The sequence below is a fragment of the Streptomyces sp. Tu 2975 genome (assembly GCF_009832925.1).
GTDB lineage: Bacteria > Actinomycetota > Actinomycetes > Streptomycetales > Streptomycetaceae > Streptomyces.
This window is the reverse complement of record NZ_CP047140.1, coordinates 1,476,428-1,497,785: the sequence shown is the minus strand read 5'-3', so window position 1 is coordinate 1,497,785 and position 21,358 is coordinate 1,476,428. Positions and strand designations below refer to the sequence as shown.

Genomic DNA, 21,358 nt, shown 5'->3' with positions numbered 1-21,358 from the left:
AGGATGGTGGCATGAGGCTCACCAAGCGCATCCACGCCTGCGTCCAGCTCGAGAAGGACGGGCGGCGTCTGGTCATCGACCCCGGTGGCTTCAGCGAGCAGGACGCCGCAGTGGGGGCCGACGTCCTGCTCGTCACGCACGAGCACCCCGACCACTTCGACGAGGGCAGACTGCGGGCGGCGCTCGAGGCGAACCCGTCCGCCCGGCTGTGGACCCTGCGCAGTGTCGCCGAGCGGCTGTCCGCCGCGTTTCCCGGGCGTGTGAGCACCGTCGGGCACGGCGACACGTTCACCGCGGCGGGCTTCGACGTCCAGGTGCACGGTGAGCTGCACGCGGTGATCCATCCGGACATCCCGCGGATCACCAATGTCGGCTACCTGGTGGACGGCTCCGTCTTCCACCCCGGCGACGCGCTCACCGTCCCCGACCGGCCGGTGGACACGCTGATGCTGCCGGTGCACGCCCCGTGGAACAAGATCTCCGAGGTCATCGACTACGTCCGCGAGGTGGCGCCGCGCCGGGCCGTCGATGTCCACGACGCCCTGCTCACGGACCTCGCCCGGCCCATCTACGACCGGCAGATCGGCGGGCTCGGCGGCGCCGGGCACGGGCGCCTGGCCGCCGGACAGACGATGGAGCTGTGAGGGTCCCGCGGCGGGGCCGGACGACTGTCACACCCCGCCGTTAGGCTTTGGGTCATGCGTATCGCCACGTGGAACGTCAACTCGATCACCGCCCGGCTGCCCCGGCTGCTGGCCTGGCTGGAGAGCAGCGGCACGGATGTGCTGTGCCTCCAGGAGACCAAGTGCACCGAGGAGCAGTTCCCTGCCGCGGAGCTGCGTGAGCTCGGCTACGAGTCCGCGGTCAACGCGTCCGGCAGGTGGAACGGCGTGGCGGTGATCTCCCGGGTGGGCCTCGACGACGTCGTGCGCGGGCTGCCCGGCGCCCCGGACTACGAGGGCGTGCAGGAGCCGAGGGCGATCTCCGCGACCTGCGGCTCCGCCCGCGTCTGGTCGGTCTATGTGCCCAACGGCCGTGAGGTCGCCCATGACCACTACGGCTACAAGCTGCGCTGGCTGGAGGCCTTGTCCGTCGCGGTGACCGAGGACGCCGCCGCCGGTCGTCCGTTCGCCGTCCTCGGCGACTTCAACATCGCCCCGACCGACGACGACGTGTGGGACCCGTCCTTCTTCGAGGGCATGACGCATGTGACGCCGCCCGAGCGAGCTGCCCTCGAGGCACTGCGCAACCGCGGACTGGCCGATGTGGTGCCGCGCCCGCTGAAGTACGAGCACCCGTTCACGTACTGGGACTACCGCCAGCTCTGCTTCCCCAAGAACCGCGGTATGCGTATCGACCTGGTCTACGGCAACGAACCCTTCACCACGGCGGTCAAGGACAGCTTCGTCGACCGCGAGGAGCGCAAGGGCAAGGGTGCCTCCGACCACGCACCGGTTGTTGTCGATCTCGACATCTGACGTTGGTCGACGCGCGCCCTGTGGTGCGTTCGGGTGCAGGGATGCGAGGCTTTGCAGTATGAACATCCCCTTCTTGGATCACTGGCTGGGACGCCACGGCGAACGTGACAAGGGCGATGCGGCCGCCGCCGGGCACGACCCGGAGCGCGCGGCGGCCATTACCGAGCTGCTGTCGGAGTGCGAACTGCTGCGTTCCAGAGCTGCTCAGGCCGGACTCGAACTGGACGACTCCCCGGGGTCCTTGACCGCGCTGGACCAGCTTCCGCCGCGCTGGCGCGACGATCCGGAGGAGCTTCCCTGGCTGGGGAACGACGCGGGTCTCTACCTCGGCACGGTGATCGTGCGCACCGTGCGCGGAGCGGCCTGGCACATCTGGCCCGGCGGCCATCCGGTGGTGCGGCTCGCCTCCGGACGGGAGATCGGTGTGGTCGAGGCCGGTGTGGAGTGGGCGTTCAACGGGGCTCCCGAGCTTTCACAGGTGTACGCGGAGGCGTCGGAGGCCTAGATTCCGTATTAGTACGGCTTTTGATCCGCCTGTGCGTGTCGGAGGTGAACCCCTTTGGCGGGCCGGTTAGTTTGCGCTGGCCACGACACACAGCTGAGAGTGGGTAGAGCAGCGTATGGCCGTCGATCCGTTGATCGAGCTGCGCGAGGTCAACAAGCACTTCGGGCAGTTGCACGTACTCCAGGACATCCACCTCACCGTCGGTCGCGGGGAGGTGGTGGTGGTCATCGGTCCGTCGGGCTCGGGGAAGTCGACGCTGTGCCGGGTCATCAACCGACTGGAGACCGTCGAATCGGGCGACATCCTGATCGATGGACAACCCCTCCCGGCTGAGGGCCGCGAGCTCGCGAAGCTCCGGGCGGACGTCGGCATGGTCTTCCAGTCGTTCAACCTCTTCGCGCACAAGACCGTGCTGGCCAACGTCTCGCTCGGGCCGGTCAAGGCCCGTGGCCGCAAGAGGGACGAGGCGGACCGTCGCTCCCGTGAACTGCTCGAGCGGGTCGGGCTCGCCGACCAGGCGGACAAGTACCCGGCCCAGCTCTCCGGCGGCCAGCAGCAGCGCGTGGCGATCGCCCGGGCGCTCGCCATGGACCCCAAGGTCATGCTCTTCGACGAACCGACCTCGGCCCTCGACCCCGAGATGATCAACGAGGTGCTGGAGGTGATGCAGCAGCTCGCCGCCGAGGGGATGACCATGGTCGTCGTCACCCACGAGATGGGCTTCGCCCGCTCCGCCGCGAACCGCGTCGTCTTCATGGCCGACGGCCGCATCCTCGAGGACCGCTCCCCGGACGATTTCTTCACGCGTCCGGAGACCGACCGTGCCAAGGACTTCCTCTCCAAGATCCTCAAGCACTGATGGGGCCGCCCGCACCGATGGGGCCGTTCACGGAACACAGGGAACACCGGGTCCGGACCCGCCCGCACGGCGCCAGGAGATGCCGCGTGCGGGTGGGCTCGGCCGGGAACGCCGCTGCCGAATGCTTCCCGAGCCCCCTGGCGGGCACGAGCGGGCCGGCGCAGTGGCACATGGAGCACCACTCGGCCCCTGCTTGAGTGAGGGGCCAAGCCGGCAGCGGCCGGTGATCACTTCTGGCGCAGCGGGACCGAGAGGTACGACGGGTCGGCCGCGGGCGAGGAGAAGGTCAGCTGCGCGCCGGTCGGGTTGTGCTCGATGTAGAGCGGGTCGACGGTGTCGACGACCACGGCGAGACGGTGGCCGGCCGGTACGTCGTAGGCGGTGGAGCACAACTCCAGGTCGACGGCGAACGGCTGACCCGGTGTCCTGCCGTGGAACGTGTAGGGCGCGCTTGCGACCAGCTTGCCGAGGCCGAGCGGGCCCACGTCGTAGAGGTACGCGACGAGGGTGCCGCTCCCCTTGGTGCTCGTGACCGTGGTGTGCAGCTTCGCGGTGCCGCGCACCCGTTGCTCCGTCCAGTACCGCTCGGACTGCCACACCGCTGCGAAGGAGCGCGGCAGCAGCGGGATCGACGCCATCGGCGGCAGCTGGGCGAACTGGTCGAGGATGCTGGAGAGGAAGATGAGCCCGCCGTTCGCCCCGGAGTCGACGCCCGTGCGGATGCTCTGCGCCTTGCTGAGTGCGATCTTCCTACGGTCCGCGCCCACCGACTTCCAGTCGGGGTACGTCTCCACGGCGCCGCCCGTGCGCGTCCGGATGCGTACGGGCTGTTCACGGTCCACGCCGTTGTCGACGCCCTTGAGGTGGTGGTCCAACCACCGGTGGGCGCTGGTCCAGGTGTCGTTGGGGAGCCCGAGCAGGCCGGTGCCTTCGGCGGTGGCGTGGTCGCCGGGGCGGAACTCCAGGCGCTTGGGGCCGCTGAGCCGCTCGTAGAAGTCGGCGTACTGGTTGGGCGGGAAGAGCGAGTCGCCCCACGCGTTGCCGAGCATGACCGCGGCGCCGTTGGCGTTGATCTCGTCGAGGTAGGTGGCGGGGGAGCGCTTGCGCCCCCACTCGATCATCTCCTGCTCCTTGGTGAGGTCGGAGGTCAGGAAGGCGTTCATGATCTCCTGGAGCTCCGCGCTGGGGCGGCCCGTGAGGTGGCCGGCGCCGCTGAGGAGGGCCGCGGCCTGCAGATGCTGCGTGCGGCCGCTGTAGATGGAGGCGATGAGGTCCGCCCAGCCGCTGAGCGCGGCAACCGCCTTGATGCGCTTGTCCTTCGCGGAGGCGAGGAGACTGATGCCGGCGCCGTAGGAGACGCCCGCCATGCCCACCTTGTCCGGGTCGGCGGGGGTGTTGGCCAGCGCCCAGTCGATCACCTTGGACGCGTCGGCGATGTCGGGCGGTCCGGCCGTCTCGATCTCGCCGCCGGACTGCCAGAACCCGCGGGAGTTGTAACTCACGACCACGTAGCCGGAGTCGGCGAGCTTCTTCGCCTGGGCGAGGTACTCGATCTGCGGCATCGCCCAGCTGGTGGGCAGTACGACGACGGGATACGTCCGCCCGCCGTCGGCGCCGGCGGGGGTGACGACGTTGGCCTTCAGCACGATCCCGCCGTCGCCCTCGATGTCGACGAAGCGGACGTCGGGGGAGGCGGAGGCGGCGCTGTTCTGCGGGGTCGCGGTCGGCGCGGACGCCGGGAGGGCGGCGGGAGCCGCGGCGGTGGCGGAACCGGCGAGCAGTGCGGCAGAGACCGTACCGATGGCGGTGGTGCGCAGAGGCTTGCGAGGAAGTCCCACGGGTCACTCCTGACTCATCTGTCCCAACGAAGTGACCCGACGGTAAGGTCGGGGAGCTACCTGAGGTAACTCCCCGGTAAGTTACGCCACCGTAACAATTATTGGACGTCGTGTCAGCGAGATGCGCGGCGGTCGCCGCAGGGGACCGGCTCGAACAGGCGTCTGCGGCACCGCTAACATGCGCGCCCATGACTGACGACGTACGCAACATCGTGCTCGGTGTGGTGGCCGCGGGAATCAGCGCCGCGATCGGCTGGCTCGCCCGCACCTACCTCTGGCGCCGCCGGCTGCGGCGCAAGCAGGGCTTCTTCGGCCTGCCCGGGAACTCGGAGTCCCTGCTCGTCGTCAACCGCGAGGCGGGCCGCGACGGTTCGGTGCACCGCTTCGACGTCTTCGCGCTGCTGGAACTGTCCGCGCTCATCAAGGACTGCGGGGCGAACGCGCAGATCGTCTGGCACGACACCGCGCAGCAGGGTTTCGGCGAGCGCACCGAGTTCTGCGTGGGCGGGCCGGTGTCCAACCGTCGCATGGCAGCGCACCTGCACTCCATGCTGCCCGGGGTGAAGGTGAACACCGACCCCGAACCGGGTCCGGACCAGGGCGCGTTCCAGATCGGCTCCGAGCGCTACCGCATGGAGCCCGGCGCGGCCGAGTACGTGCTGCTGGCGCGGCTGACCGCAGGCGAGGAGGCCCGGCCCGTGTTCCTGTTCTGCGGCCAGCGGGCCATCACCAACCAGGCGGCCACCCGCTATCTTGCCCGGCACCACGAGAAGCTCGCCCGCAAGCACGGCAACGGTTCCTTCTGCCTGCTGCTCAAAGTGGTCAACTCCCAGGCGTACGGCCCCGATGTGGTCGAGATGGTCGCCGATGTGACAAGGGCGGCCCGGACCGCCGTGCCGCAGGCGCGCAGCTCGCACCGGGCGGCCGGCTGAGCCGGCGACGCGCCGGAGGGCACCCAGGACTCCCGCCCCGGGAACCGTTACGCTGCGCCGACACCGGCTGACTGGAGGTACGAATGCGTCGCTCCACCGCACGGAAAGTGTCGGTCGTGGCCCTTGCCGCGGCCGTCGTCTCGATCGGCGCCGCATCCCCGCCCACGTCCCGCACCGCCCCTCCCGCGGCGCCACCCGCCAAGAGCCCCGTGGCCGTCGGCCACGGCGGGGCGGTGGCGAGCGTCGACGCCGACGCGTCGGCGGCGGGTATCGAGGTGCTCCGCAACGGCGGCAACGCCGTCGACGCGGCGGTGGCGACCGCCGCGGCGCTCGGCGTGACGGAGCCGTACTCCGCCGGCATCGGCGGCGGTGGCTACTTCGTCCATTACGACGCCAGGACCCGTACCGTGCACACCGTCGACGGCCGGGAGACCGCCCCGCGTTCGGCCGACGCCTCCCTCTTCCTCGAGAACGGCACGCCCGTACCGTTCGCGGAGGCCGTGACCAGCGGCCTCGCCGTCGGCACGCCCGGCACCCCCGCCACCTGGGACACCGCGCTCGAGGAGTGGGGCAGCCGTCCGCTGGGCGAGCTGCTGAAGCCCGCGGAGCGCCTGGCGGAGCGCGGGTTCGTCGTCGACGACACCTTCCGCTCGCAGACCGCGGCCAACGAGGCGCGCTTCCGTGACTTCCCGGCCTCCGCCGAGCTGTTCCTGCCCGACGGGCGTCTCCCGGTCGTCGGATCGGTCATCAGGAACCCCGATCTGGCCCGCACCTACAAGGAACTCGGCAGAAAGGGCGCCGGCACGCTCTACGAGGGCGCCCTCGCCAGGGACATCGTCGACACCGTACGCACCCCGCCCGTCGACGAGGACGCCACCCGGGTGGTCCGGCCGGGGGACCTGACGAAGCGCGACCTGCGCGCGTACGAGACGGTGCGCCGCGAACCGGCGAAGGTGTCGTACCGGGGCCTCAACGTGTACGGCATGCCCCCGTCCTCCTCCGGCGGTACCAGCGTCGGCGAGGCGCTCAACATCCTGGAGCGCACCGACCTGTCGGACGTCTCCGAGGAGCGGTATCTGCACCGGTTCATCGAGGCGAGCCGCATCGTGTTCGCGGACCGGGGGCGGTGGGTCGGCGACCCGGCGTTCGAGGACGTTCCGACGGCCGGTCTGCTGTCCCAGCGCTTCGCCGACTCGCGGGAGTGCCTGATCAAGGACGACGCGGTGCTCACCAGCCCGCTGGCGCCGGGCGACCCGCGCCGGCCGGAGCGCTGCGGATCGGCGGGGGCGGCGGCGCCGACGACGTACGAGGGAGAGAACACCACGCACCTGACGACCGCCGACAAGTGGGGCAACGTCGTCGCCTACACACTCACCATCGAGCAGACCGGCGGCAGCGGCATCACCGTCCCCGGGCGCGGATTCCTGCTCAACAACGAGCTGACCGACTTCTCCTTCCGGCCGGCCGACCCCGCGGTCCACGACCCGAACCTGCCCGGCCCCGGCAAGCGGCCGCGTTCGTCCATCTCGCCCACGATCGTGCTCGACCACCACGGCCGTCCCGTGCTGGCGCTCGGTTCACCGGGCGGCGCGACCATCATCACGACGGTCCTTCAGACCCTGACGGGCCACCTGGACCGCGGACTGCCGCTCGTGGACGCGATCGCCGCGCCCCGGGCCAGCCAACGCAACCAGCCGACGACCGAGCTGGAACCGGCCCTTTGGAACAGCCCCTTGAGGGAGCGTCTCGAGGCGATCGGGCACCAGTTCCGGCTGAACCAGGAGATCGGTGCCGCCACGGGCGTCCAACGGCTGCCGGACGGCCGGTGGCTCGCGGCGGCGGAGAAGCAACGGCGCGGCGGCGGCTCCGCGATGGTGGTCCGCCCGTCCCGCTGACCTGCCCCGGGAGCCCGGGCGGGTAACCCGTCCGGCGGTGCGGCTGTGGCTGTTCGCGCACGGAAGGGTAGGGAGCCTTTCGAACAGAAAGGCTCCCAGTGCGCATTCGAAACACCGCTCTCGCCGTGGCAGTCGGTTCGGTCATGATCGGAACGGCGGCGCTCCCGGCGGCAGCTCAGCCCGGCCCTGTCCCGCCGCCGCCCGCGCCCGGCCACTACCGCACGGCACCCGCGGCGGGTGTCGACGCGGCGGAGCTGCTGGCCGAGGTGGAGCACTGCACCCAGATCTCCAAGGGCAACTACAGCACCGACCGGGGCAAGGCGGCGAACATTCCCGTCTGCGAGCACAACGGTGCCGTCTTCTGGCAGGCGGACATGGACATCGACTGCGACGGCCGGACCAGCACCCGGTGCAACAGCCGCACCGACCCCTCGTTCCAGGCGGCCACTGCCTTCACCGGTTCGGACGGCGAGTATCTCGACGCGGCGGAGCTGCCGTTCGTCGTCGTGCCCGGCCCCAGCCCGGTCTGGGACTACAGGGCGTCGGGCATCCGAGGCGGTTCCGCGGCCGCGATCGTCCACGACGGCAAGGTCGTGTACGGCGTGGTCGGCGACACCGGGCCGAGCGGGATCATCGGGGAGGCGTCCTACGCGGCGGCGGAGGCGCTCGGGATCGACCCGGACCCGGCGACGGGCGGCGTTCCCTCCGGAGTCACCTACATCGTCTTCAAGGACTCGAAGGTGTCGCCGATCGAGAGCCGTGCCGCGGCGGAGAAACTGGGCGAGGAGCTGGCCCGGCGGTTCGTCGGCGGAAACTGAGGGGCCCCGGCGGACAGGGCTTCCGCGGCGGCCTGCCGCGCTGTGAGCATCCGGGCCGCCGTGACGGCGACCTCCCGCGCAATCTCCGCCGTGCGTTTCGCCGCGCGTCCTCCGGCCGCGCCCGGTGCATGGTGAAGCCGGCGGCCACGTCGCCCGATGCGACACCGTTTGTGAATACCGGGATATTAATACCGGTAGTAGAATGCGGGACATGGTGCGCACCCCTCTCACCGCCGAAGAGCGCGAACGCGGCGAACGGCTCGGCCGGCTGCTCCGGCAGGCGCGCGGCGACCGCAGCATGGTCGAGGTGGCCGCCGTCGCGGGCATCTCCCCGGAGACACTGCGCAAGATCGAGACGGGGCGGGCCCCCACGCCGGCGTTCTTCACCGTCGCCGCGCTGGCCGTGGCGCTCGGCCTGTCCATGGACGACCTCGCCGTCCACTGCGCCCCGGCCCCCGTGCCCGTGCAGGCGCCCGTGCCGGTCCCGGCGGCGTGAGCCCGCGGTGGGGGCGTAGTCTCGCGGGCGTGAGTGCCGAGATGTTCGCCAGCGCCAGGTACGTCAGTGTCACCACGTTCCGCAAGAACGGGACCGGAGTGGCCACACCCGTGTGGTTCGCGGTGGACGGCGGTGAGCTGTTCCTCTGGACCCGCACGGACTCGTGGAAGGTCAAGCGCCTGCGGAACGACAGCCGGGTCGTCGTCACCGTCTGCGACGTACGGGGCAAGGTCGAGGAGGGCGCCCCGACCGCGGAGGGCACCGCCCGGCTCCTGGACGGAGCCGAACTGGGCGTGGTCCGCCGGCTCCTGTCACGCAAGTACACCTGGCAGTTCTGGGCCGTCGACTGGCCGGCGATGATCGTGCGACTCGGCAAGCGCCCGCACACCGGTATCGCGGTCACGTTCTGAAAAGACGCCGTAGCAGCCCTGTAACACCCCTGCGGTCGAATGCCTGCGGTGCCCTCGGAGCGGAGGGCTCCATTCGGTAGTGTGGCAGGGGCGGCGATGACGGTGCATCAACTCCCGGCGGAAATCGGGACGTTCGCGCGGTACCTCGGGGAGCTGGTGGAGCGGCTCGACCCGGCCGGGGGCTGGTACGCGATCTTCCTGCGGCGTGACCCGGAGGGTATGCGGGCCTGTCTGGACGGCAGTGAGATCCCGCCCTGGGACGTGGTCGAGTCCCTGCTGTACGACCTGCCGGCGCAGCACGCCGCGGAGTCCGCGCGGGCGGCCGGGCTGCACGCGGCGGCCGCCGCCGCGCACGACCGGCTGCCGGGCGGTCACGAAAGGCTGGAGGAACGGGTCGAGTTCATGCGCCGCGAGCGTCTGCGCGCACAGGGCCGGGCCGAGGAGCTGCTCCGGCTGCTGCCCGGGTGCGGGCAGGGCTCGGCGGAGGCGGAACGCCTCACCCATGAGCTGGCATGGACCAGGGACGACCACACCAGGGCCGTGCGCCGCCTCGCGGAACTGGACTCCCGCCTGGCCGACTTCGTCCCGCGCGGTAACGGGTCCGCATACGATCCGGCGCGCCGGCCCGCGGCGTCCGCCGACGCCGGGACACGGTCCGGGGAGCCGCAGCCGCCCGAGGCACCGCAGGGCGACGGGAAAAGGCGCGGCGCGGGGAAGAAGCGCCGTGCTCGCGGCGGGGCCCGGTTCGCCGGCATGGAGGACGCGGGGGACGACGCCGTCGCCGTGCCCCTGCTGCCGGTCGCCGGCGACGTGCCGCGCGGGGCCCGCTACGGCGGCGCCGCTGCCGAAGCCGTCCCCGAGGCGCCGCCTGTCCCGGAAGGCGCGTACCTCGCGGCCAGGGACACCGTCGCCGCGCTCGGCCGGCTCCGCGCCGAGGGTCGCGGCGGCGAGGCGCACGCCCTGATCTGCGAGGCCGCCGCACGGCCCGCGGCCTGGCTGCCGGCGCTCGCCGACGAGCTGAACCGCTCCGGGCCGGCGGCGGACTGGGCCACCCTGCTCTGGGAGGTGGCGTCACAGCCGGCCTTACGGCTCGCCGCCGCCGCGGAGGCGCTCGTCGCGGCGGGCCGGGGCGACGACGGCGGGCAGCTGCTGCGTCAGGGAGTGTTCCGTTCCGCCGACGAGATCGCGGACGCCGTCCTCACGCTCGAGGAGGCGGGCACGCCGCACCGCGCCCGTACGCTGCTCGCCGCGTTCGTGCAGGTCCGCACCGCCGCGGACGCCGCGGCCTGCGCTACACGGGACCCGGGCCGGCTGGTGCCGATGCTGCTCGACGCCGCCCGGGGGGTCTCGCCGGCCAGGGAGCGGGACGTCGTCCATGCACTGCGCGTAGCCGGCCACCTCCGCGGCTGAAAATGATCGATGTCGACCGCTCGGGTACGAAACAAGATCGACTCAGCGGGTTCACGACGATGGTCTTGCCCCCGAGTGTGACGCGGCTTACGTTCTCCTCCTACGCACTGTGTCTACGTGCGTAGAAGCTCTCGGACGTCCTGTCGAAGGAGCAGCTCATGGCCACTGTCGTACGCGCCGCACTCGTCCAGGCCACCTGGACCGGCGACACCGAATCCATGATCGCCAAACATGAGGAACACGCCCGGGAGGCGGCCCGGCAGGGCGCCAAGGTCATCGGCTTCCAAGAGGTCTTCAACGCCCCTTACTTCTGCCAGGTCCAGGACCCCGAGCACTACCGCTGGGCGGAGCCGGTCCCGGACGGTCCGACGGTCCGGCGGATGCAGGAGCTCGCCCGCGAGACCGGCATGGTGATCGTGGTCCCGGTCTTCGAGGTCGAGGGCGCGGGCCTCTACTACAACACCGCCGCCGTGATCGACGCCGACGGCAGCTACCTGGGCAAGTACCGCAAGCACCACATCCCCCAGGTCAAGGGCTTCTGGGAGAAGTACTACTTCAGGCCCGGCAACGCCGGCTGGCCCGTGTTCGACACCGCGGTCGGCAAGGTCGGCGTCTACATCTGCTACGACCGCCACTTCCCGGAAGGCTGGCGGCAACTGGGTCTCGCCGGAGCCCAGTTGGTGTACAACCCGTCCGCTACGCATCGCGGACTGTCCTCCTACCTGTGGCAGCTGGAGCAACCCGCCGCCGCCGTCGCCAACGAGTACTACGTCGCCGCCATCAACCGCGTCGGCATCGAGGAGTACGGCGACAACGACTTCTACGGCACCAGCTACTTCGTCGACCCGCGCGGCCAGTTCGTCGGCGACGTCGCCAGCGACAAGGAGGAGGAACTCGTCGTACGGGACCTCGACTTCGACCTGATCGAGACGGTGCGACAGCAGTGGGCGTTCTACCGCGACCGCCGGCCCGACGCCTACGAGGGGCTGGTGCAGCCGTGACCGACCTCTACGAGCGGCACCGTGCCGTCATCCCCGACTGGGTGGCGCTCTACTACAAGCAGCCGATCGAGATCACCCACGGCGAGGGACGCCATGTGTGGGACGCGGACGGCAACCGCTACCTGGACTTCTTCGGCGGCATCCTCACCACCATGACCGCGCACGCGCTGCCCGAGGTCACCAAGGCGGTGAGCGACCAGGCCGGACGGCTCATCCACTCCTCCACCCTCTACCTCAACCGCCCCATGGTGGAGCTCGCGGAACGGATCGCCGCGCTCTCCGGCATCCCGGACGCCCGCGTCTTCTTCACCACCTCCGGCACGGAGGCCAACGACACCGCGCTGCTGCTGGCCACCGGCCACCGCCGCTCCAACCAGATCCTGGCGATGCGCAACAGCTACCACGGCCGGTCGTTCTCCGCGGTCTCCGTCACCGGCAACCACGCCTGGTCGCCGACCAGCCTCTCGCCGCTCCAGACGCTGTACGTGCACGGAGGCGTCCGCAGCCGCGGCCCCTTCGCCCAACTCTCCGACGCGCAGTTCATCGAGGCCTGCGTCGCCGACCTCGAGGACCTCCTCGGACACACCCACGACGTGGCCGCGCTGATCGCGGAGCCGGTGCAGGGCGTCGGCGGCTTCACCTCACCGCCCGACGGTCTGTACGCCGCCTTCCGCGAGGTCCTGGACCGGCACGGCATCCTGTGGATCTCCGACGAGGTGCAGACCGGCTGGGGCCGCACCGGCGAGCACTTCTGGGGCTGGCAGGCCCACGGCCGAAGCGGTCCGCCCGACATCCTCACCTTCGCCAAGGGCATCGGCAACGGCATGTCCGTGGGCGGGGTCGTCGCCCGCGCCGGGATCATGAACTGCCTCGACGCGAACTCCATCTCCACCTTCGGTGGCAGCCCCGTCACCATGGCCGCCGGCGTGGCCAACCTCTCGTACCTCCTGGAGCACGACCTCCAGGGCAACGCCCGCCGGGTCGGCGGGCTGCTGATCGAGCGGCTGCGCGGCATCGCGGCGGGCGTGCCCGCGGTGCGGGAGGTACGGGGCCGGGGACTCATGATCGGCATCGAGCTGGTCAGGCCGGGCACCGACGAGGCGGACCCCCAGGCGGCGGCGACCGTCCTCGAGGCGGCCCGCGAGGGCGGGCTGCTGATCGGCAAGGGCGGCGGCCACGACACCAGCGTCCTGCGCATCGCGCCGCCGCTCTCCCTGACCGTCGCGGAAGCGGAAGAGGGCGCCCTGGTCCTCGAACGGGCGCTGCGCCGCCTGTAGTTGCCACGCGACCGCCGTCACTTCCCACGCGAGGAGACCATGAGCAACCGCACCCTGATCCGCGGCGGACTCGTCGTGACCGCCGCCGACGAGATGCACGCCGACGTGCTCGTCGAGGACGGCCGTATCGCCGCGCTCGCCGCGCACAACTCGCCCGTCTCGCAGACGTGGACGGCCGCCCGCACGATCGACGCGACCAACAAGTACGTCCTGCCGGGCGGCGTCGACGCCCACACCCATATGGAGCTGCCGTTCGGCGGCACCTTCGCCTCCGACACGTTCGAGACGGGCACCCGCGCCGCCGCCTGGGGCGGCACGACCACCATCATCGACTTCGCGGTGCAGACGGTGGGGCGGGCGCTGCGGGAGGGCCTCGACGCCTGGTACGCCAAGGCCGACGGCAACTGCGCCATCGACTACGGCTTCCACATGATCCTCTCCGACGTCAACGAGCAGTCGCTGAAGGAGATGGACCTGCTGGTGGAGGAGGGCATCACCTCCTTCAAACTCTTCATGGCCTACCCCGGCGTCTTCTACAGCGACGACGGCCGGATCCTGCGCGCGATGCAGCGCTCCGCCGTCAACGGCGGCCTGATCATGATGCACGCGGAGAACGGCATCGCCATCGACGTGCTGGTCGAGCAGGCGCTCGCCGAGGGCCGCACCGATCCGCGGTACCACGGCGAGGTCCGCAAGGTCCTGCTGGAGGCAGAGGCCACCCACCGGGCCATCCAGCTCGCCCGCGTCGCCGGCGCCCCGCTGTACGTGGTGCACGTCTCCGCGGAGGAGGCCGTGGCGGAGCTCGCCACGGCCCGCGACAAGGGACTGCCCGTCTTCGGCGAGACCTGCCCGCAGTACCTCTTCCTGTCCACCGAGAACCTCGCGGAGCCGGATTTCGGGGGCGCCAAGTACGTCTGCTCCACGCCGCTCAGGCCGCGCGAGCACCAGGCGGCACTGTGGCGGGGCCTGCGCACCAACGACCTCCAGGTGGTCTCCACCGACCATTGCCCCTTCTGCTTCACGGGGCAGAAGGAACTCGGCCGCGGAGACTTCTCGAAGATCCCCAACGGTCTCCCGGGCGTGGAGAACCGCATGGACCTCCTCCACCAGGCGGTCGTCGACGGGCACATCAGCCGCCGCCGCTGGATCGAGATCGCCTGCGCAACGCCCGCCAGGATGTTCGGCCTCTATCCGAAGAAGGGCACCATCGCCCCCGGCGCCGACGCCGACATCGTCATCTACGACCCGCACGCCGAACAGACCCTGTCCGTCCGGACACACCACATGAACGTCGACTACTCGGCGTACGAGGGCAAGCAGATCACCGGCCAGGTGGAGACCGTGCTGTCCCGGGGCGAAGTGGTCATCGACGGACGGACGTTCACCGGCCGCGCCGGACACGGCGTGTACACCCCCCGCTCCACCTGCCAGTACCTGAACTAGGAGGCCATGCCGTGGACTTCGGACTCGTCCTGCAGACCGACCCGCCCGCGTCCGCGGTCGTCGGGCTGATGCGGCGCGCGGAACGCAACGGCTTCCGCTACGGCTGGACCTTCGACTCCGCGGTGCTGTGGCAGGAGCCGTTCGTGATCTACAGCCGCATCCTGGAGCACACGACGAAACTCACCGTCGGCCCCATGGTGACCAACCCCGGCACCCGCACCTTGGAGGTGACCGCCTCCACCTTCGCCACCCTCAACGAGATGTACGGCAACCGCACCGTGTGCGGTATCGGGCGCGGTGACTCCGCCATGCGGGTGGCGGGCCGCAGTCCGAACACGCTCGCCAGGCTCGGTGAGGCGATCGACGTGATCCGCGACCTCGCGGAAGGGCGCGAGACCGCCGTCGAGGGCCGGCCGCTGCGGATCCCGTGGGTCAGGGGCGGGAAGCTGCCGGTGTGGATGGCGGCGTACGGGCCCAAGGCCCTGGCTCTCGCCGGGCAGAAGGCCGACGGCTTCATCCTCCAGCTGGCGGACCTGTATCTGACGGAGTACATGGTGAAGGCCGTGCGCACCGCGGCCGCCGACGCCGGACGCGACCCGGCCTCCGTCACCGTCTGCGTCGCGGCGCCCGCGTACGTGAGCGACGACCTGGCACACGCCCGGGAGCAGTGCCGGTGGTTCGGCGGAATGGTGGGCAACCACGTCGCCGACCTCGTCTCCCGCTACGGCGAGCACTCCGACCTGGTCCCGGAGGCGCTCACCGCCTACATCAAGGGGCGGCACGGCTACGACTACAGCCACCACGGCCGCGCCGGCAATCCGTCCACCGACTTCGTCCCCGACGAGATCGTCGACCGGTTCTGCCTGCTCGGGCCGGCCGAGGCGCACATCGAGAAGCTCCAGGCGCTGCGCGACCTGGGCGTCGACCAGTTCGCGCTCTACAACATGCACGACGCGAAGGAAACGACGATCGACGCGTACGGCGCGGAGATCATCCCGGCACTGAACCGCTGACCTCCTCCGAAGGGCCCTCGCCGCCATGACCGCGACCGTCCCGCACGTGCCGTCGGAAGAACCGATACCGGACCCGGCGGGACGTGTCGAACTCCCGCCGGGCACCACCCTCGCGGACAGTCGTTTCGTCAACGACGACCTGCTGCCCGTGCCGGTCGCCCGCCGCCGGTGGACCACGTACAACTTCGCCGCCCTGTGGGTGGGCATGGCCCACAACATCCCCTCCTGGCTGCTCGCCTCCGGGCTCGTCGCGCTCGGCATGGACTGGAAGCAGGCGGTGTTCACCATCGCCCTGGCCAACGTCATCGTGCTGCTGCCGATGCTGCTGACCGGGCACGCCGGCCCCAAGTACGGCATCCCCTTCCCCGTGCTCGCCCGCGCCTCGTTCGGGCTGCGCGGCGCGAACCTGCCCGCGATGGTCCGTGCCGCGGTGGCCTGCGCCTGGTTCGGCATCCAGACCTGGATCGGCGGCCAGGGCATCTTCGTCCTGCTCGGCAAGATCTTCGGTGGCTGGGCGGAGGCGGCCGAGGTCGGCGGGCAGCCGTGGACGCTGTGGGTCTGCTTCGTCCTCTTCTGGGTGCTGGAACTCGCCATCATCTACCGCGGGATGGAGGCGCTGCGCCGGTTCGAGAACTGGGCCGCGCCGTTCGTCATCGTCGGCGCGGTGGTGCTGCTGGTGTGGGTCACGGCCAAGGCCGGCGGTGTCGGCCCGCTGCTCGACCAGCCGTCGAAGCTGGGCTGGGGCGCGGACTTCTGGCCGGTCTTCTTCCCGTCCCTGATGGGCATGATCGCCTTCTGGGCGACCCTTTCGCTGAACATCCCCGACTTCACCCGGTTCGGGGCGGGCCAGCGCGCCCAGATCCGGGGCCAGACGCTGGGCCTGCCCACCACGATGACCCTGTTCGCGCTGCTGTCGGTGTTCGTCACGTCCGGCTCGCAGGCGGTGTACGGGGCCGCCGTGTGGGACCCGGTCGCGCTGGCGGCCAAGACCGACAACGTCTTCGGACTGCTCTTCGCCCTGGTCACCGTGCTCGTCGCGACCATCTCGGTGAACATTGCGGCCAACGTGGTGTCACCGGCGTACGACCTGGCGAACCTGGCGCCCAGGTTCATCAACTTCCGTACCGGGGCGCTGATCACCGGCGTCGTCGGCGTGCTGATCATGCCGTGGAAGCTGACGGAGTCGCCCGAGCTGTACATCTTCACCTGGCTGGGGCTCGTGGGCGGGCTGCTCGGCACCGTCGCCGGCATCCTCATCGCCGATTACTGGCTGGTGCGCCGGACCGTCCTCGATCTGACCGCGCTCTACACACCCGGCGGTCCCTACTGGTACACCTCGGGCTGGAACCTGCGTGCCGTGGCCGCCTTCGTGGTCGGTGGGGTGCTCGCGGTCGGCGGCTCCCACTCGGCCCCGGGCAAGGGCCCGTTCCCGGAGGACGGCCTGATCCCGTTCCTGCGGCCCCTCGCGGACTACGGCTGGGCGGTGGGCCTCGCGGCGTCGCTGGTGCTGTACGTGGTGCTCATGCGGGTCGGCGGACAGCCCCGCACAGCGGCTCGAGGGCGCTGACCAGCCGCCCGCGCCGGTGATCCGCGCCGCCCCGATGTGTGAGCCGGTCCGGCGTCGTACGCCCGCCCGGCTCCAGCACGACGAAGTCCAGGTCGCCGCGGCCCCCGCACCAGAGTCACGGAGCCGCGCAGCACGAGGACGCCGCTCCAGAGGGCTCGGCGACCAGGCCCGGCACGTGGTCGAGGGCAGCCCGGCGGGCGCCGTGCACGGTGACCTCCTCCCCGGACAAGGGGAGACCGTGGCGACGCCCACCGGCAACGCCGCCGCCTCAGCGGCGGTCGCGCTGGGCCGCCACCACCTCGTGCAAAGTCCGCTCGCCCGGTCCGCGGCGCTGGAGGCGCTCGGCGAAGCCGGGGAACTGGCCCCCGACAGCGCTCAGCAGCCGCATCTCGATCGGCGCGACGTTGATCTCCGCGACGTCACGTTCCACTGCCCGCACGACGCTCTCGACGACCTGACGCGGCGACACCGTCCGTATTCCCGTCGGGGGCTTCGCGCCGGTCACGGCGAACATGCCCACGTCCCGTACGAAGCCGGGCTGGACGATCGACACGCCTACGCCCGTGCCGTGCAGGTCCTGGCGCAGCCCCAGGGCGAAGCCGCGCAGGCCGAACTTGCTGCCGCTGTAGAGGGACATCGACCTCGTGGTCACCTTCCCCGCCAGGGAGCCGACGAAGGCGAGGTGGCCGCCGCCGGCGCCGACCATGGACGGGAGGAGCAACCGGGCGAGCATGGCGGGAGCGCGCAGGTTGACGGCGAAGGCGCGGTCCATCTGTTCGGGGGTGCAGTCCAGCAGATCGCCGCTGCCGGGCAGGGCGGCATTCGATATGAGGATGTCCGTGCCGGCGGCTTCGGCGGCGAGCCGTTCCACATCGGCCGCATCGGCCAGATCGGCGACCACCGTGCGGGCGCCGTACTGCGCCGCCAGCGGTCCGAGAGCGTCGGCGCGCCGACCGCTGACGGTCAACTTGGCGCCACGGGCCGCCAGTTCCGCGGCGAGTGCACCACCTATGCCGCCGGTCGCCCCGGTGAGCAGAATGCTTGCTCCGCTGATCCGCATCTGGTTACCCTCCAGTCCTGTTCGTTCGAACGAACGATAGGGAGGCGGATGCGGCGTGTCCAGGGACGAGACGGGCGAACTTACCCGATATTGTGAAGAGTTGACGGCTGGAGACGCGACTTCGGAGGCGCTCGTCGCGGAGGCACTCGCCCGCATCGAGGCGACCCGGAGCAGCATCAACGCGTTCAGGACCGTCCGCGGTGAACAGGCCCTCGAGGAGGCACGGGACGCGGACCGGAGGCTCGCGGCGGGGGAGAGGCTGCCGCTGCTCGGTGTGCCGATCGCCGTCAAGGACGACACCGATGTCGCGGGCGTCCCCACCTACTTCGGCTGCCCCGGCGACATTCCGCCGGCCACGGCCGACGGCGAGGCCGTACGCAGGCTCCGGGCCGCCGGAGCGGTCATCGTCGGCAAGACCAACTCCTGCGAACTCGGACAGTGGCCCTTCACGGAGGGCCCCGCCTTCGGCGTCACCCGCAACCCCTGGTCCACCGCCCACACCCCGGGTGGCTCCTCCGGCGGCTCGGCGGCCGCCGTAGCCGCCGGGCTCGTGCCCGCCGCGCTCGGTTCCGACGGTGCCGGTTCCATCCGCATCCCCTCCGCCTGGACCCATCTCGTCGGCATCAAGCCCCAGCGCGGCCGGGTCTCCGTCCACCCCTACACAGACTGCTTCCAGGGCCTCACCGTCAACGGCCCCCTCGCGCGGACCGTCGCCGACGCCGCCCTGCTGCTGGACGCGGCCTCCGGCGCGCACCCCGGCGAGCGGTACCACCCGGACGCCATCGACGCCTCGGCCGCCGCGCGCCGCGAACCGGGCAGGCTGCGCATCGCGCTCGCCCTGCGCCCGCCGCTCACCCTCACCGGGACCCGCCCCCACCCCGAGGTGCGCGGGGCGGTGGTCGCGCTCGCCGAGACGCTCGCGAAACTCGGGCACGACGTCGAAGAGGCCCGCCCCCGCTACGGCCTCATCGGCCTGAGCTTCCTGCCACGCGCCGCGACCGGCATCGCCGAGTACGCCGACCGGCACCCCGACCCGTCGCTCCTCGACCCGCGCACCCGCGCCTCCACCCGCTCCGGCCACCGGCTCGGCGGACGCGTCGTGCGAGCCGCCCGCGCCCGTGAGGCAGCCCAGCAGAGCAGGATCGGCGCCTTTTTCGACCACTTCGACGTCCTGCTCACTCCCAGCACGGCCACGCCGCCGCCGCCCGTCGGCGCCTTCGACGGAAAGTCCGCAGGGGCCACGGACATCGGCATCGCCGCCGCCTGCCCGTACGCCTGGCCGTGGAACGTCCTCGGCTGGCCCGGCGTCGCCGTCCCGGCCGGCCTCACCCCCGGCGGACTGCCGGTCGGGGCCCAACTGCTCGGCCCCGAAGGCACGGAGGAACGCCTGATCTCCCTCGCCGCCCAGCTCGAGGCGGAGCTGCGCTGGTACGAGAAGCGTCCGCCCACCCATGTGACCAGCGGAAGTGCCCCGATGGAACAATGAGGCCATGTCCACCGCCGCCCGTTCCGCGCCCACCAGGCAGCGCATCATAGAAGCCGTCCTGCACATCATCGGCAGGGACGGCGTGGCCGCGGTGACCAATCGCCGGATCGCCAAGGAGGCGGGCGTGTCGCTGGGCTCCGTCACGTACCACTTCGCGACGCAGCACGAACTGCTGCGCGAAAGCCTGCTGCACTTCGTACGGGACGAGACCCGGCGCTTCACCGAGATGGCCGACGCGTGCCGGAGCGACGGGATCGACATCGCGGGCGCCGCCGCCCTCGCCGGTCAGGTGGCGGGCGGCACCGGCTTCGACAGCGGGCACATCGCGACGTTCGAGCTGTACGTCGAGGCAGGCAGGGACGAGCGGCTGCGGGAGGCGGCGTCGGAGGCCTTCGCCGCGTACGACCTGCTCGCCACGCAGATCCTCACCGGCCTCGGCGTGCCCGACGCGGAAGGCCTCGCGGCGACGACGGTGGCGCTGGTGATGGGCCTTCAGCTCCGCCGGCTCGCCACCGGAAGTCCGGCGGAGGACCTGGTGGACGCGTTGCTGCTGCTGGCGCGTGGCGCGGTCGGCCCCGGGTCGCTCAGCCCTCCCGGCGGGCAGTGACCACCCACACGCCCGCCTTCAACAGGACGCCTCGGTCCGTCTCGTAGGGCCGCAGGGCGGCACGCATGGCGTGCAGTGTCTCCTCGGGGACCTCGGCGCCCGGTCTGCGCGAGACGTAGAAGTCCACGGCGTCGCCGGCGTCACGCGTCGGCCTGACCGGTGTTCACGATGGTGCTCACAGCTGCTCCTCGATCCGTTCGACGGCGGTGATCGCCCCGTAGGCGGTCAGATGGACCAGGCAGTGGTCCGTGTGCCGCTGGGTGCGCCAGGCCCGCACGTCCTCCTCCGTGATCCGGTACGGGGCGAGGGCCGCCAGCAGCGCCAGCCGGGCCCCGGGGCGGTCCTCGCGGGCCGGCAGCCAGTCGGCCGTCAGCGGCGGATGGGCCACGCCGTCGTGGGCGGCCACCGTCTTGCACACCAGCGCCCGGTCGTCCTCCGACAGCAGCCCGGCACCCATGAGCGCCGCCGCACGCAGCGCCCCGTACGCCCTGCCGACGGGCGTGCCCGCCGCCCACGTGGGCTCGGCGCCGGAGGTCTGCAGCAGCTCCAGGCTGTCACCCGGCCGCAGTTGCCGGCGTACCGTGCGGGCGAGCGAACGGCCCGCCGCGCTGCGCACCAGCCGGTACTTCTGCGCACCGCCGGGCAGCATGTTCTCGTTCAGCAGTGCCGAGACGATCCGGTTGATGAAGTGGAACGCGAGCGCGGTCCCCAGGTGTTCGGGGGTCCGCTCCGCCGGGAAAGGCCGCGGGCCGCGGATGTCCTTGCCCCAGGCCAGCAGCCGCCGGTGCGCCGGGTCGGCCGGCTCCTCGCCGCGTGCGATGGTCTCGGCGAGCGCGTGGTCGCCGGTGGCGTGCAGCAGGACGGTGTGCGCGTCGACGCAGAACGGGCAGCGGTTGGCCAGTGACACGCCCGCGGCGACGATCTCCTTGTCCGTCCGGGAGACCCGGCCGGCCAGCAGCGATTCCCTCAGGAGGGCCCACGCGCCGGTCAGCAGCGGGGGAGAGTCGGACAGCACCACGAACGTCGCGGCGCGCTCGATGCCGAAGTCGCGGGCGAGTTGGGCGTACACGTCGGCGGTCACGCCGGTGGCCGCGGTGGGCGGCAGGGGTTCGGTGAAGCGGAAGGCTCTGGTCATGCCCCGATGCTGGCCCGGGAGCGGTGTCCCCGTCGTCGTACGTCCGAAGGCATCGGCGGCCGGTCCCGGCGGGTGGGAACGGGCGGCGACTACTGCGCAGGGAGTAGCGCGAAAGGGGTCTCGCGGGA

Annotated in this window: 21 protein-coding genes; 17 read left to right on the top strand and 4 right to left on the bottom strand. The window is 71.4% G+C overall.

Annotation, left to right across the window (positions count from 1 at the left end; translation table 11 throughout):
* The first annotated feature begins 11 nt into the window (after positions 1 to 11).
* From GLX30_RS06525 to GLX30_RS06510, 4 genes are all read left to right on the top strand, one after another.
* Entirely contained in the window at positions 12 to 644 is a 633-nt protein-coding gene (locus tag GLX30_RS06525) for an MBL fold metallo-hydrolase (protein ID WP_159684677.1), read from the top strand.
* A 54-nt stretch (positions 645 to 698) separates the two neighbouring features.
* On the top strand, positions 699 to 1,478 hold the full coding sequence (locus tag GLX30_RS06520; protein ID WP_159684675.1) for an exodeoxyribonuclease III: 780 nt from the start codon (positions 699 to 701) through the stop codon (positions 1,476 to 1,478).
* Positions 1,479 to 1,536: 58 nt separating this feature from the next.
* Complete coding sequence (locus GLX30_RS06515; protein ID WP_159684673.1) at positions 1,537 to 1,983, top strand: DUF6278 family protein; 447 nt, start codon at positions 1,537 to 1,539, stop codon at positions 1,981 to 1,983.
* Positions 1,984 to 2,098: 115 nt separating this feature from the next.
* Positions 2,099 to 2,842: an amino acid ABC transporter ATP-binding protein gene (locus GLX30_RS06510; protein ID WP_159684671.1), complete on the top strand. Its 744-nt coding sequence runs from the start codon at positions 2,099 to 2,101 to the stop codon at positions 2,840 to 2,842.
* Positions 2,843 to 3,069: 227 nt separating this feature from the next.
* Here GLX30_RS06510 and GLX30_RS06505 read toward each other — a convergent pair whose 3' ends face one another.
* Entirely contained in the window at positions 3,070 to 4,680 is a 1,611-nt protein-coding gene (locus GLX30_RS06505) for a CocE/NonD family hydrolase (protein WP_159684669.1), read from the bottom strand.
* 188 nt (positions 4,681 to 4,868) lie between these two features.
* On the opposite strand from GLX30_RS06505, the gene GLX30_RS06500 reads away from it, so the two are divergent.
* The 11 genes from GLX30_RS06500 (at position 4,869) to GLX30_RS06450 (ending at position 16,942) form a co-directional block, all read left to right on the top strand.
* Positions 4,869 to 5,612, top strand: a complete 744-nt coding sequence (locus GLX30_RS06500) for a hypothetical protein (RefSeq protein WP_159684667.1) — start codon at positions 4,869 to 4,871, stop codon at positions 5,610 to 5,612.
* A gap of 83 nt (positions 5,613 to 5,695) precedes the next feature.
* The gene (gene ggt, locus GLX30_RS06495; protein WP_159684665.1) at positions 5,696 to 7,507 is read left to right on the top strand and encodes a gamma-glutamyltransferase; all 1,812 of its coding nucleotides are present in this window, start codon (positions 5,696 to 5,698) and stop codon (positions 7,505 to 7,507) included.
* A 98-nt stretch (positions 7,508 to 7,605) separates the two neighbouring features.
* Positions 7,606 to 8,325 carry a glycoside hydrolase family 75 protein gene (locus GLX30_RS06490; RefSeq protein WP_208545378.1) on the top strand — a complete coding sequence of 240 codons (720 nt, stop codon included), beginning with the start codon at positions 7,606 to 7,608 and terminating at the stop codon, positions 8,323 to 8,325.
* Positions 8,326 to 8,536: 211 nt separating this feature from the next.
* Positions 8,537 to 8,821 (top strand): helix-turn-helix transcriptional regulator, encoded by a 285-nt coding sequence (locus GLX30_RS06485; protein WP_159684663.1) that lies wholly within the window; start codon positions 8,537 to 8,539, stop codon positions 8,819 to 8,821.
* Positions 8,822 to 8,850: 29 nt separating this feature from the next.
* Positions 8,851 to 9,231 (top strand): PPOX class F420-dependent oxidoreductase, encoded by a 381-nt coding sequence (locus tag GLX30_RS06480; RefSeq protein WP_159684661.1) that lies wholly within the window; start codon positions 8,851 to 8,853, stop codon positions 9,229 to 9,231.
* A gap of 96 nt (positions 9,232 to 9,327) precedes the next feature.
* Entirely contained in the window at positions 9,328 to 10,641 is a 1,314-nt protein-coding gene (locus tag GLX30_RS06475) for a hypothetical protein (RefSeq protein ID WP_208545377.1), read from the top strand.
* A 158-nt stretch (positions 10,642 to 10,799) separates the two neighbouring features.
* The gene (locus GLX30_RS06470; protein WP_159684659.1) at positions 10,800 to 11,642 is read left to right on the top strand and encodes a nitrilase-related carbon-nitrogen hydrolase; all 843 of its coding nucleotides are present in this window, start codon (positions 10,800 to 10,802) and stop codon (positions 11,640 to 11,642) included.
* Complete coding sequence (locus tag GLX30_RS06465; protein WP_159684657.1) at positions 11,639 to 12,919, top strand: aspartate aminotransferase family protein; 1,281 nt, start codon at positions 11,639 to 11,641, stop codon at positions 12,917 to 12,919. Before GLX30_RS06470 ends, GLX30_RS06465 begins: the two co-directional genes overlap by 4 nt.
* A 39-nt stretch (positions 12,920 to 12,958) precedes the next feature.
* Complete coding sequence (hydA, locus tag GLX30_RS06460) at positions 12,959 to 14,362, top strand: dihydropyrimidinase (RefSeq protein WP_159684655.1); 1,404 nt, start codon at positions 12,959 to 12,961, stop codon at positions 14,360 to 14,362.
* Between the two features lie 11 nt (positions 14,363 to 14,373).
* Positions 14,374 to 15,375 (top strand): TIGR03842 family LLM class F420-dependent oxidoreductase, encoded by a 1,002-nt coding sequence (locus tag GLX30_RS06455; protein ID WP_159684653.1) that lies wholly within the window; start codon positions 14,374 to 14,376, stop codon positions 15,373 to 15,375.
* Positions 15,376 to 15,400: 25 nt separating this feature from the next.
* Positions 15,401 to 16,942, top strand: a complete 1,542-nt coding sequence (locus GLX30_RS06450; protein WP_159684651.1) for an NCS1 family nucleobase:cation symporter-1 — start codon at positions 15,401 to 15,403, stop codon at positions 16,940 to 16,942.
* A gap of 268 nt (positions 16,943 to 17,210) precedes the next feature.
* On the opposite strand, the gene GLX30_RS06445 is transcribed toward GLX30_RS06450, so the two are convergent.
* On the bottom strand, positions 17,211 to 18,002 hold the full coding sequence (locus GLX30_RS06445; RefSeq protein ID WP_159684649.1) for an SDR family NAD(P)-dependent oxidoreductase: 792 nt from the start codon (positions 18,000 to 18,002) through the stop codon (positions 17,211 to 17,213).
* 100 nt (positions 18,003 to 18,102) lie between these two features.
* Between GLX30_RS06445 and GLX30_RS06440 the strand changes: the two genes are divergently transcribed.
* Together GLX30_RS06440 and GLX30_RS06435 are read left to right on the top strand one after the other, a co-directional pair.
* Positions 18,103 to 19,488, top strand: coding sequence for an amidase (locus tag GLX30_RS06440; RefSeq protein WP_244258030.1), 1,386 nt, complete (start codon positions 18,103 to 18,105; stop codon positions 19,486 to 19,488).
* Between the two features lie 4 nt (positions 19,489 to 19,492).
* On the top strand, positions 19,493 to 20,095 hold the full coding sequence (locus GLX30_RS06435) for a TetR/AcrR family transcriptional regulator (protein ID WP_159684643.1): 603 nt from the start codon (positions 19,493 to 19,495) through the stop codon (positions 20,093 to 20,095).
* Here the strand turns inward: GLX30_RS06435 and GLX30_RS06430 are convergent.
* Both GLX30_RS06430 and GLX30_RS06425 read right to left on the bottom strand, forming a co-directional pair.
* A complete protein-coding gene (locus GLX30_RS06430; protein ID WP_159684641.1) occupies positions 20,073 to 20,222 on the bottom strand; it encodes a hypothetical protein in 150 nt (49 codons plus the stop codon). The genes GLX30_RS06435 and GLX30_RS06430 overlap by 23 nt on opposite strands.
* Before the next feature lie 48 nt (positions 20,223 to 20,270).
* Positions 20,271 to 21,230, bottom strand: a complete 960-nt coding sequence (locus tag GLX30_RS06425; protein ID WP_159684638.1) for a carboxymuconolactone decarboxylase family protein — start codon at positions 21,228 to 21,230, stop codon at positions 20,271 to 20,273.
* Positions 21,231 to 21,358 lie beyond the last annotated feature (128 nt).